Here is an 11,999-nt window from a genome sequence, read left to right as displayed (position 1 = left end):
GTGAATACGGCTTCGCGGTCTTCTTCTTTGATGTCTGTTCCATAACGGGCAATTCTCCGAGAGTTTTGCCCTCCGGTAAACCCGGGGCGGTTCATCTCGAAGATCCGGATGCCGAGCTTGTCTGGTCCGACGACTCCGTCTGGAAGATCGATCCTGGTGTCCTATCGCTCCATGATGACGAAGGATTCGAGATCGATCCTGCGGACTACGGCGATGAGTTTGCTCAGTTTGATGATCTGATTGACGAAGAGAAGATCGAGGAGCTGGTCGAGTTCGAACGCGCTCGATACACAACCGGCTCTAAGCTCGGCATGTGATCACGAAGCCAAGCCCTCGGAGAAATCCGGGGGCTACACCATTTAATGCATGATTTTCACGGAGGTATTGATAATGCAGAACACCGAGATAAGACGAAAGGTAGAGCAAGAAGTCCAGAGAATGCTGGGATTTTATGCGAGATACGGCAAGCAAGAGATGGCCGAGAGTGCATCAATCTGGCTGGTGACTGAGAACGATTCCGGCGATTTTTGGAGCATCGTCGAGGAAGATGAGATGCCGGATTTTGGCCCGGAATTTGAGGTCAAGTGGCTTGCAGATGTGACCGAGCTACTGGACATGCCGCGTCGAGAGATCTTCGAGAGATTGGAAACACAGGTATACGACGAGCTGATGCGACTTACCGGATCACCCAGGATTTGACGGAAGGCCCTCAGAAATGGGGGCTTTTTTATTGCAGCAACGGGAACACATTTACATACTGTCACGGGAGGATATCACGACAAGAATACTCAATTTATTTGGCGAAAAGATGACGGCAGAAGATTTCCGGAATGCTTTGCGGACTGCGGAAGTTTCCGGAAAATCGGAGTTCCGGAAGCTCGCGGAATACTCGGCTCAGGACTATAGCAAGTGGCCGCTAGAAATCCGGAACAAGCTTCAGAAACCGGCAGATGACGAGAAATGCCATGTTTTTGCTTATGTTTACAACACGGCTTGCGAGATCGATGGACACAAGATTACCGGAAAACACATCGAAACCCATGCGTTTACGTCTGAGCGGGATTTTGTCGTGGCTCGCAACATGCGGGTGGACAATGCATTCGACCAGGATGGACTGAAAGTTGCGATGGGCCGCGATGAGATCAAAAGGCTGATGTTTGTCGAGCTGACCGGCAAGTTTGCCGACAAAGACGCGCTGGAAGCTTCGCTGCATGAGATTTTTGAAGAAAACATGGATCGGAATGGGCGGATATCGGTTGATCCGGAACTGGATGGTCCAACGATGTGATGGTTCCGGTAATCTTGAACACCAAGGGCTCGGAGAAATCTGGGCCTTTTTCTTTGGCCCGGATAGAATTTGTGCGCAAAACTTTAACCCCACTTTAATTAGGGAGCGGTATTTATTAATTGCGGGACACGAAATGAGCCCGCAAATCATAGCAAAGGTATATGGACATGATGGAATACGATAAGAAAATAGCAAAAGCACGCAAGAGGTTTCAGGACACTGTAATTAGGATTGACAGGAAATTGGGGAATCTTGGAAGCCTTCGTGGTCAAGAAGGCATGGCTAAGCGCAAAAGGATGTATGATCTTCCGAATAACGCAAAGTGCTGGATTAACCAATACTGTCAGAATGCCGAGAAGATCTGGACGGGCAGAGGCAGTCATGGAGCGGTCATCTACGTCAACCGTAAACTGATCGAGCATCCCTCAGTTCTGAGGGCCAAAGCCGCATATCTGGAAGCGATGGAAGTCCGCGCAGAAGCCATGAAAGCACGAGCAGAGGCTAGGACTGAATGATGGCAGATCAAGGAGCCAACAAACCCCGTCCAGGAAGACCTGGGCGGGCTAAGATGGGGCCACAAAAGCGGTGTTGCTTCAACCTGAATTCCGTGGATCACGAGCGATTCAGGGAATATCTTGCGGATCGTCATCTGACCATGCAGACACTTCTGGAGCGCTGGATCCTGAACGCGATGCGATGAAACCGGTAATCTGGAATACCTGAAAGGGGCTGGGAAACCGGCCCTTTTTTGTTTCCGGTAAGCTTGGGACTGTGTGGGAATCGCCCACGCTTTGATTCCGGTAACCTGAAATCTCAACCCCGGAAGGGGTTTTTGATGTTCTCCGTGTCGGGCTTGGGGTGCATCTGCTTCGGAGCCACTGTCTCTTCGCATGGCACATAAAAAGCCTGAAAAACGAGCCAGACAAGAGGGGTGGAGCGGGCGCAGGGAGGGATACCGACTGAGCCACGGCCCTCTTTTCTGGGGCGTTTGCAGTGCTATGTGACATGAATGCGAAGAGATGGGGGCGGGCAGATGGACCGCAAACCGAAAGGGTCATCTGCTTTGGTGAGCTGGCCTTGAGCAGCTTCTAGGATCCTGATCTGTGCTTCTTGATTTCAGCATGCACGGTCGTCTTGCCTGCATCCTCGTCTGTATCCGACGATCAACACTTAGCGTCCTTGTGCTGCTGCTGGTCTTGTTGCTGCTCCTCGAGTCTGCTCTTTTCAGCCCCAAGCTGTTCCTGCCATTCGGCAAGCGCCTCACGCCATTTCCTGGCAACGCGTTCCAAATAGCGGGCAATGAATGATGCTAATTCACCAGAACTTTAGCTCTCTCCAGGAAGGAAGCGAGAACTCGGGAAGAGACGGAAGGTATTCACCGGCACTGACCCAGGCCTCTTTAGAGCCGATTTTAACTTGTTTCCATACCTCGTCCATGGTTGGCACGCTGAGTCCACAGACCGCTGTCTCTTCCTCGCCAAACTCTTTGGTTGGATCAATCGCTACATCAAGAGCGTGAAGATCTTTTATGGTGTCGCAGCTGTCTTTCAGATCATAGGCAGTAACAGCAAGCATTGCGGCAATACCGAGATATGGGATTGCTTCGGCGACAACAGAGGAAGCGTTTCTGGTTGCTGCGGTTGCCGTGCGTCGAGCAATACGGCCGTTGGTATCGTGAACAGCTTCTGAAAGTGAAGTTCGAGCTCCTCGGTAAAAGACAATATCAGCTCGCCGGGTCGTATCGTCCGTAAGAGAACGAATTCTAGCATCCCGTTGATCAAGATCGTCTGAAAGAGACGCGATTCTTATTTCGTTCTTCCTGAGTTCATCAGAGAGCCCAACAATGCGCAACTCCTTCGTACGAATATCATCTTCCAGGCTCGAAATACGGGACTGATTTGCAAGGATGTCGTCCGTTAGTCGGGCGTTGTCGGCTTTACCAGCTTCAACCTGATCGAAAAGCTCGTCGGATCTGCGGATGGCTTGATCACGTTCTTCTAACAACGCTGCAGCTTCGGATTGAAGTAGGATCCGCTCCGCAGCCAAATCAGCCACCTCTCGCTCTGATCGCAATACGCGCTCCTTCGTAGCGGTGTAGGCGGATGTGGTTCCAGTGACCGCGTCATAGATGCCGGCAACAACTGTCCCAACAGAAGCGATGCCAATAACTGCAGCATTCACACCCAGAGAAAGCACAAAAGCAATGACGAGTATCATGACCCAGATTCGAGTAGCGAATTTGAACATGGAAGGTTCCCCAAGAACTGATTCTTCAAAAGAAACAGTAGGGTTTATTCGGGCTGGGTGGCAATCGAATACCACCCCATGCGTCGATCATCCTGTTTGCGGATGCGTCACGGATGCATCTTGTCCGACAAGTTCGAGATACCTTCGGACAGTTAACGCGAGGTTTAAACGGACACCTTGTCGGACAGTGGAAACACGGGAACAGGGGAAGTGTCCGAAAGGATTACTTTTCGGACAGGAAGGATCAGCGCTCTCTCTTTCGCACCTGCGGTGCGTGTCCTCCCCGTCGTTCCGACGCTGGCCCCCGCCTCATGGGGGCCGCGCAGCCCTTGGCAGGGCTGGGATGGTATCTTCTGAGCGCAGGACGTCGATCTGGGATCCCTGCCATGTCAGTGCAGCATGGGCATCCGCTCCAGGTCTGCAGCTCGTGCAAGCATCCGTGCTGCAACCCGCAAGCTGGGACGCTGATCGCGGAGTCCTGGATGCTTAAGCACATCGATCATGGCTTCCACGGCGTCCTCGGACAGATTCCGGCTTGCGCCCTGACGACGAAGGAATCCGGCAAGCTCGGGGATGGTCAAATCCCGCAACCTGATGGGTGGACAACGGCTGAGCAGAGGTTCCGGCAGACGGCTGTAGTCGTTTGACGTCAGAATCCATCCGATCCAGCCCATATCAAAACCGACCTGAAAATACGGACACGTCCATTTTCGGGCGGTCATAGGCTCAAGCAGCGGCAGCAGCGCGTCAACCAGACGGAATGCCTGGCCTCGATGTGACGTGACATCTCCTGCCTTCTCGATCTCGTCCACGATGATGATGGGGTTGCCGACCAAGCTGTGCAGCACGGTATCGAGAACCCGACCAGGATGCGCTTCGCTCCATCCTTTTTGGCCGCCAACCAGGCCAAAGGACGCGCTCTCGCTCGTTGCCTCGACGATGGTGGTGGGCAGAGACAGCAGGCTGCCCAGGCGGCGCGCGAAGTGGCTTTTTCCGATTCCAGGCGGGCCATCAAGCAACATCGAGGGCAGCCGAAGACCAGGCCAGCCTTCGCGCACCGAGGCGCGCATCGCATGCCATATAAGCTCCGTGGCTGGCGACATCCACGGCATTTCAGAATGCAGTTCTGCGGCCAGCTCGTCTGCGCGGTGTTCGGATGGAATGGTTACCAGACTGACACCGTTTCGCAGGGCTTCCAGGCGCTGCCGATCCTCTTTCTTGAGGTGACCGAGGCCCGAAGCCGCAAGCCTTGCTTTGTACAAACGCTGGGCACGGCGCTCGATGCGCCTGTTATCGGCGTATGTAATAACCTGGCCAGCGTCTTTGGTGTCCGCCTGGACGTAAGGCTTCAGGGATTCCGGGAAATTGTCGTCTTCGGGATCCTGCGGGATCGGCTTGGCTGCTCGGAGCTTACGCAGGTGCTTTTCCAGGCGGAACATAAGCTGCTTCTCGGACTCCGAGGAATCCGGAAACTGCGCATGGATAAACGGGATTCTGGACATGTTGCCACCCTCGATATGTGCTGCTGTAACCCGAAAATTCGGGTGAGCGTCATATTCGGGTGATGGTAGTTCGGAACATGATGGTGACCCTTGGTTGCGGTGACCATGGCATAGAACTGGGAGTCCGACAAGCCTTCAGATCACATTTCGTTTCGGTATTTCTGGGATATCGCCGCAAACGAAGATATAGGCTACAGGGCAGTCTTTGTTTACCGACAGGCTGACAAAGTAAGCCCGAAGCTCCTTTCCGGAATCGATAACAGCCGCAAGCTTCGCAGCATTGCGTTTCGGGACGAATCCCAGAATCCTGTCGTCTTTGTCGAGGATCCGGATAGCGTTTGGATCGTGACTATTATCGTGCTGACGCACCAGTTGAAGACGGTCACCCTGGACTATATCAATACCGGCCTTGCGGTCGTGGTGCTGGATCCCGGCAATGCTGGTCAGGATCCAGTAGGTTCCCCGTTTTTCGCCAAATGCCGCAGGGCTGGCGCAGTAACTGGATCTCGGAGATCTTGGTGGTGTATAGTTCCGAGAGGGAATCTGGTGATCATGGAATCTGACCTGATCTCGAACCCGTGGGACAAGTATATCAACAAATGACTTGGATTCCCGAGCCTGACGGTAGTCCGCGAGATACACCACATTGCTTGCCATATCGGATCCTCAACTTTCCCTTGATCTGATATGCAAGATTTGCGTTAACCTCTGATTAATTTACCGGATGTTGTGTATGCCGATTTCCCGATACTGATCCTTTTCCCCGATTCCCGCATCCTGTATCCCCAGCTACGCCGTCCCCTCTCTCTCGGCTCCCCTTTATAAGTGTGACATCTGGGACAGTGGTCACGTGACCGATATATATGGTTGCCGATACCTTATGCTGCTCTTCGATTCCGGATAGACTGTAGCAGCCGATCTACCCCCTCGCGGCTCAAAGTTCCGAAGGTCTGGATATGCCGAACGTCCGGCCTCCCCTGATTACGCGATTCCGATTCGGAATTGTCGTGATCACCGAAGCCTGTATCCCCAGCTACGCCGTCCCCTCTCTCTCGGCTCCCCTTTATAAGTGTGACATCTGGGACAGTCTCGGAAGGGCTGGACTCTGGAGTTTCTTGTCTGGCTGCATGAGCGGCAAGGGTCCTGCCCACAACAGACTTCGAGAATCCCGTGATCTCGGCGATGCGGCGAACAGAAATGCCATTCTCGGCGTGACGAAGGATCGTCGCAGCCCTGTCGTCCTGGGCGGCATTCAGATCTTCCCGTGATCGTCCAGCGCCCTGCTGACCACGCTGGCGGCGCTTACGTTCGCGCGCATCTGCGGCCTTTTCCTCTTCGGTCAGCTCTTTCCAGGTTGGCTTGTGGAGGGTTCGGGAGTCGATCTTCACCAGCTCTTGGTCCGTGATGCTTAGACGACGCCTGACGGACTCGTTTGTCAGATGGTAACGCACATCATGGCCCTCATGGCTTGTGTCTGCACGCGCCAGCACGGCGCCCATGAACGCCAGGGCCTCGTCACGATCTATGCCCGCAGCATGTGGAACAAGACGGTGGATCTCGTTGGCAAGAGAGTTTCCACGATATCCGCCACGAGCCAGGCAGACGGCCACGCAAAACAGGAATTCGTCGCGCATACCCTCGGTTACACCGCCACGCAGCTTGATGATGTCGTAGATATCCGCAAGCAGGTAAGCGTAGCGATCGTTCACCTTGGCAACCTCAGCAATCTGGTCTGCCGCGATGTCGTCGAGGGGTTCAGCTCTGGCGAAGCTCGGTTCCGGAAGTATGGTTGTTTCCGGAACCGTGGCAGCAGGCTTGCTGGCAGGCTTCTGAGTGTTCTTCTTCTCTGCATTCTTGTTGGTCTTGGGCTTCTTGGCAGGCTCGGTGGCCTTCCGACGCGCGGACGCTGCGGCAGCCTTGGCCTCGATCTCTGCCTGACTGCGGATGCACAGGTGCGGGAGAGGCGGAGTAAAAAGGTTGGCCATCGTAATCTGGTCAGATAGCCGTTCAAAGTCGTAAACTTGCGGTTCCAGGTCGTCATCGCCCGCAACAAAGATCGGATGGACCGTCGCGCCCGACTTGCTGTTTACGCTGCCACAAATTCGGAAGATGCGGGTCATGTCCCGCGCGGCTGGGTCGGGCAGAAAGCGCTTTTGGAATAAGTCAAATAGCGCTTTAATCGTGTCCTTCCAATCGTCAGTCGTTTTTTCGCCCTCACGTGGGAAGTGGGTCTTGTGAACAACTGTATGCAGCCAGACCACGTTGAGGCCAACGCCTGATTTGATGATATATGAAGGCACAGGAATGCCGACGAGCTGGCAGAAATCCAGAACCTCTTTAGCGACCTCTTCGAGCGACAGCCCGTAAAGCCATTCCGGGTCGTCGAGGTCGATGTAAACCTTGCTGACGCTGCGCATCAGCGCTGTTTTGCGCCAGTCGACAAGAGTGTTTTGGTTAAGGTAAACGTCATCGCGGCCAGCTAGACCATCAAGGGCCATATCAAGAAGGTCGCCGCCTCCATCGAAAATGATCGGCGTAACCTTGCCGCGTGGGATGTCTGCAAAAATCTTCCGTTTTGGCTTGCCGCCTGGTGGCCCCTTTTTTCGGCGCTCTTCGTATTCGGCAATGGCACGCCCGTATCGCAAATCCTCGATCGACTGCCAGAACGCGCAGTCTTCTTCGGACCTGATCTTGACGCTCACGTCAAACGTGTAGCCATTTACCCGACCAGCATGCAGGATCCAGAAGTGATCTGCAGGCGTCCAAGCTCGCGGGTAGATTGCGGATGTGTTGTCGTTTCTTCTAAGTGAGCTCACGCATGCCAAGGCTTTCTTGGCAGTGCAAACGCGAATGGCGCGTCCCCATGTGAGCGTATAGCGTGATATGCAAATGCGAATTCATTGCGATTATCCGTCTCTCTATATGCCTGCGGAGAGACCAATCCCCGCGTCAATGCATTGTAATTAGCGCTAATGATTGCGGGAGTCAATACCTCAGATTAACGGATCTTGAAAAAATCTGGAGCGGTATATTGACTGGCGCGCAATGCCAGGCTATTTAGTTCTTGTCTATATGCCGTGACAAACCCGCAGCCTAAGGCCTTATCTCACCTGACGCTGCACTCGGAACCTGGAGGGCCAACGAAGGGTTCACAAACACATAAAGGCCGTCCGAAAGGGCGGCCTTGATTTTTGTGGGGTAGACTGATCGACATCATTTCCACGTCAATCAATTTTGCGCTGATGTTCGCCCCCGAACAGCGAAACTGGCCTCAACACGTCTTAGCGCTTCACTAGCAACTGTATCTCTCACGCCGTTGCGGCGGTCCATTTATGACGGCTCTTGCACAGGGCGTTTGCGATGGTGATAAGCTTTCTGGCGACGGCGGTGATGATGACCTTGTGCGGTTTTCCGGCCTTGCGGAGGCGGTCTGCGAAGGATTTCAGGCTCGGGTTGTGATGTGCCGCGACCAATGCCGCTTGGAACAACACGTGCCGCAAAGCACGGCGACCTCCAGCGATGGCCCGTTTCCCGCGAAGTGTTCCACTGTCGTGCGCGACCGGGGCCAATCCGGTGAGTGCGGCAGCCTGTTCGCCGGTGATGGTGCCGATCTCGGGCATTTCTGCAATCAGCATCGTGCTGGCAACCGGGCCAATCCCCGGGATAGAGCGGAGAACACCGGCGGTCTCCGACAGGCGTTCATCGCTCGCGATGGCTCGGGTGATCCGGTCTTCCAGTTCCTTGATCAGGCTGTCGATCCGTTGCTTCAACTCGGTGTCGACGTCCTCGAACATCACGGCGGTGCCGAGCTTCTGATGCGCACGGATTTGGGCCAGCAGCCGCTTGCGCATCTCGACCAACTGCGCTCTCTTGGTCGTCAAAGCTCTAAGAAGACGCAGCTTTTCCGCTGGAAGACTGCGGCCTGCTTCGGGCCGGAAGGCGAAGAAGCGAGCGATGAGTTCGGCATCGATCCGGTCAGTTTTGGCGCGTGTGCCACGGCTTTGCGCAAACGCCTTTACCTGAGCGGGTGGCACCTGGCGGGCTGTAACGCCTTCCATCTCCAGAAGCGCCCAGAGTTGCCATTCCTGACCGCCAGTCGATTCAAAACAAACGACGGCATCCCGGTCCCGGGCAAGATCCGCCACGGCAGCATGACCTGCAGGAGCATTTGGCACTTTGCAGCGATGCCCATCTGGGAGGCAATGGACGTCAAGCCAATCGCGGCTGACATCTATGCCGATAACGCGGCCATGTGATAGGTTGAAGGATTACCCCGATACGCCGTGCCAAGGCGACCATGGCGCGCTTTGTGCCACGGCGGAGGGCAACCTGCGCGGCCCATGTTCTCAGCTAGGTCGAACGGCCACCAATCGTCGGGAAAACAGTCCACTGGACTGTTTTCTGACCCTCCTCATACATCATGACCGTCGCCGCTTGGCACAGGGCGCGTCGGAGGTTGACGTCGCCCGCCTTGGTGATCCCGCCAGAGACATCGCGCTCGCCCGACTGGTTTCGCGAGGGCGTCAGGCCGACCCATGGCCCGACCTTCTTCGAGGACGTGAAGCGGCGAGGATCATCTACCGCCGATCGATAGGTCAGTGCGACCACCGCACCGACCCCGGGCATGGACATCATGCGGGGCAGGCAGGATCCTCCTGGGCAAGCTGGCGGACACGGCGTTCCAGCCCGGCCAGCTCCTGTCGGAGCGACAGTCGCGCCCGTAGCATCGGTTCGGTTGCCGCCAACAGCATCGGGTTGCCCGTCGTTAGGTCGCGAATGCGCTGTTCAAACCTGCCGCGCGATATGGAGCCGACCTTCAAACCAAAGTTCCGCAAGAGCCCGCGCAGGGACATTTCCAGCGTGATGAAGCCCTGTTGCACTGCCTTGCGCGCGTTCAGAACAGCGCGAACCTCTTGTGCCGACACAGATTTACAGTGAACTGGCCGAAACCACCCCAGATGAAGCAGGCGCGCGATCCCTTCGGCATCCCTGCGATCGGTCTTGATCGGCATGGCCTTAAGCGCCCCCTTCACCTGCCGGGTTTCCATGAGCACGATGTCGAGTCCAGCCTCGGTCATCCCACGGTGCAACCATTGCGACTGGGGACCGGCTTCCAGGCCGATGGCGGCGATGGTGCCGTCGAGGTTCCCCGTCCAACGGGTCAGCGCTTCCGGCTCGCTGGCCGCCTGCGCCTCTCTCTCGATCTTCCCATGTTCGCTGACCACGCAGATCGCGGTCTTCTCCAGCGACACGTCCAGTCCGACAAACAGCTTGATCCCGAAGTCCTCCCGATGGATCCAATACGGGAGTGGCGCCAGCTTGCCCTCAGTTTTGCAACGGTAACGGGTGGGTCGCGGCGCAGGCCCCGTTACGGCATCTCGTTCTCGTTTCATAGCCAGAACATGACGGTTGCTGCGAGAGCGACGGCGGAGAGGAAGACCTTTGGGCACCTGTCGTATCGCGTTGCGACGCGTCGCCAGTCCTTCAGGCGCCCGAACATGATTTCGATCCGGTTGCGGCGCTTGTAGCGGCGCTTGTCGTGCTTGATGGGTTTGCCACGAGACTTCCTTCCGGGGATGCAGGGCTTTATCCCTTTGTCTTTCAACGCATCTCTGAACCAATCCGCGTCATAGCCCCGGTCAGCCAGCAACCAGTCCGCTTTTGGCAAGCTGCCCAGCAGGGCCGCTGCACCGGTACCGCCACCCTTTCGCAGGTGGATCACGAGCCCGCACACTCATTAGCGGTCGCCGCAGTTCATCTGACAGCCGTGGTGACGATCTAGCTGCGCTAGCCCGTCGCTGCCGCTCCGGACTGCCAGACGCTTGCGCAGACGCCATGGCTGGTGTTTGCTGGTAGCACAGTCCCCAATATCTGCGGATAACTACTCGCCTATGCCGAGTCCGCCCGTGCAAATGTTCCCTCAGTGTTCTATAGTGCCGCCATGAACAAGACTATCACCGACAACCAGCAGATCGGCGAGCTCGGCGAAGCTGCCACCCGCGCACAGTTCCTGCGCATGGGGTTTCAGTTCGATGCGCGTTCACGGCTTGAGGCTGGGATCGACGCCATCGCCGAAGTCATGCTGGATGGGCAGCCCACTGCCAAGATGATCGCTGTTCAGGTCAAGTCCACCCGCGCAGGCAAATACTCATCGGAAACCGATACAGGGTTCACCTATCGTCTTAAGCTTGAGGATTTGCGGTATTGGCGCGGCTCCAATCTGCCGGTGATCATCGTTCTCTACCGCGAGGCTGATGATTCCTACTATTGGAAGGATGTCGGCACAGGCGTTGGCGAAGGCGAGCGGCGTCTGATCTTTGACAAGACACAAGACAAGCTTGATCGGTACGCTTTAGACCGGCTGGCCGCGCTTACTGTGCCGAAACAAGGCCACGGATATTTCGTGCCCCCACTTGGCGGCGGCGAAAGCGCTATCGTCAATATTCTTCCCATTTCCTTTCCTGAAGAGCTCTTTGTGGCCTCTACGCCGTATTCACCCAAGAAGGCCACCGCGATTTTGCATGATGCCGATGAGGGAAAGCGTTTCGATTGGACAATACATGAATCGACCTTCTGGGCGTTTCATGATCCGCGCGACGAGGCGACGCGCGATATTGTCGATATCGATCAGGTGGAAGCCGTTGATACCGGGCTATTCGCCAATCACGAGGATATCCATATCCATAACCAGTTCGCTTTTCTTCTGCGATTGAACCTCGCCCATCAATTTGGCGATGATCTGCGCTGGGACAAAGAGCGAAAGCTCTTTTATTTCCGCCCGCAACCCGAAGGTTTGGCGCGCAGCTTTCCCTATATCAGCGCCAAGAAGAAGACATCAGCCCAAGTTGTCAGCGTCTACACAAGAAATGAGCTACTCCCCAACTCTTGGACAGATTTCCGGCTGACTTAAGCTACTGCCTGCACCTGCTGATCGGTTTGTGTTGCGTTGAAGTAGACCACGG

General features: G+C 55.6%; 11 protein-coding genes and 2 pseudogenes. 6 read left to right on the top strand and 7 right to left on the bottom strand.

Going from position 1 to position 11,999, the window contains the following annotated elements:
* The 5 genes from G481_RS26290 to G481_RS26120 all read left to right on the top strand — a co-directional run.
* Positions 1 to 317: hypothetical protein (locus G481_RS26290; RefSeq protein ID WP_028031270.1), on the top strand; the 317-nt coding region annotated here is incomplete at its 5' end.
* Between the two features lie 73 nt (positions 318 to 390).
* Complete coding sequence (locus tag G481_RS0118255; RefSeq protein WP_154664688.1) at positions 391 to 699, top strand: hypothetical protein; 309 nt, start codon at positions 391 to 393, stop codon at positions 697 to 699.
* A 109-nt stretch (positions 700 to 808) separates the two neighbouring features.
* A complete protein-coding gene (locus G481_RS0118250; RefSeq protein WP_028031268.1) occupies positions 809 to 1,288 on the top strand; it encodes a hypothetical protein in 480 nt (159 codons plus the stop codon).
* Between the two features lie 167 nt (positions 1,289 to 1,455).
* Positions 1,456 to 1,803 carry a hypothetical protein gene (locus G481_RS26125; RefSeq protein WP_161630547.1) on the top strand — a complete coding sequence of 116 codons (348 nt, stop codon included), beginning with the start codon at positions 1,456 to 1,458 and terminating at the stop codon, positions 1,801 to 1,803.
* A 588-nt stretch (positions 1,804 to 2,391) separates the two neighbouring features.
* On the top strand, positions 2,392 to 2,595 hold the full coding sequence (locus G481_RS26120) for a hypothetical protein (RefSeq protein WP_154664686.1): 204 nt from the start codon (positions 2,392 to 2,394) through the stop codon (positions 2,593 to 2,595).
* Between the two features lie 7 nt (positions 2,596 to 2,602).
* Here the strand turns inward: G481_RS26120 and G481_RS26115 are convergent, their stop codons facing one another.
* From G481_RS26115 to G481_RS24565, 7 genes and pseudogenes are all read right to left on the bottom strand, one after another.
* Positions 2,603 to 3,535 (bottom strand): hypothetical protein, encoded by a 933-nt coding sequence (locus tag G481_RS26115; protein WP_154664685.1) that lies wholly within the window; start codon positions 3,533 to 3,535, stop codon positions 2,603 to 2,605.
* Between the two features lie 389 nt (positions 3,536 to 3,924).
* Positions 3,925 to 5,037: an AAA family ATPase gene (locus tag G481_RS0118235; RefSeq protein WP_028031266.1), complete on the bottom strand. Its 1,113-nt coding sequence runs from the start codon at positions 5,035 to 5,037 to the stop codon at positions 3,925 to 3,927.
* A gap of 135 nt (positions 5,038 to 5,172) precedes the next feature.
* Positions 5,173 to 5,694, bottom strand: coding sequence for an HIRAN domain-containing protein (locus G481_RS25700; protein WP_084451109.1), 522 nt, complete (start codon positions 5,692 to 5,694; stop codon positions 5,173 to 5,175).
* Positions 5,695 to 5,915: 221 nt separating this feature from the next.
* A complete protein-coding gene (locus G481_RS0118230; protein ID WP_028031265.1) occupies positions 5,916 to 7,739 on the bottom strand; it encodes a hypothetical protein in 1,824 nt (607 codons plus the stop codon).
* 606 nt (positions 7,740 to 8,345) lie between these two features.
* Complete coding sequence (locus G481_RS0118225; protein ID WP_245595007.1) at positions 8,346 to 9,272, bottom strand: IS110 family RNA-guided transposase; 927 nt, start codon at positions 9,270 to 9,272, stop codon at positions 8,346 to 8,348.
* A pseudogene (locus G481_RS24570) lies at positions 9,247 to 10,313 on the bottom strand (IS110 family RNA-guided transposase). The gene G481_RS0118225 and the pseudogene G481_RS24570 overlap by 26 nt, the downstream one beginning before the upstream one ends.
* Positions 10,314 to 10,426: 113 nt before the next feature.
* Positions 10,427 to 10,732 (bottom strand): annotated as a pseudogene (locus G481_RS24565) (IS5/IS1182 family transposase); the annotation flags it as partial.
* Between the two features lie 246 nt (positions 10,733 to 10,978).
* On the opposite strand from G481_RS24565, the gene G481_RS24560 reads away from it, so the two are divergent.
* Entirely contained in the window at positions 10,979 to 11,947 is a 969-nt protein-coding gene (locus G481_RS24560) for a DUF4365 domain-containing protein (protein ID WP_051294653.1), read from the top strand.
* Positions 11,948 to 11,999: the final 52 nt, after the last annotated feature.

The organism is Gemmobacter nectariphilus DSM 15620 (assembly GCF_000429765.1).
In the GTDB taxonomy this organism is placed as follows: Bacteria; Pseudomonadota; Alphaproteobacteria; order Rhodobacterales; family Rhodobacteraceae; genus Wagnerdoeblera; species Wagnerdoeblera nectariphila.
Note: the sequence above shows the minus strand (reverse complement) of the source record. Positions and strands in the feature narration are given on the sequence as shown.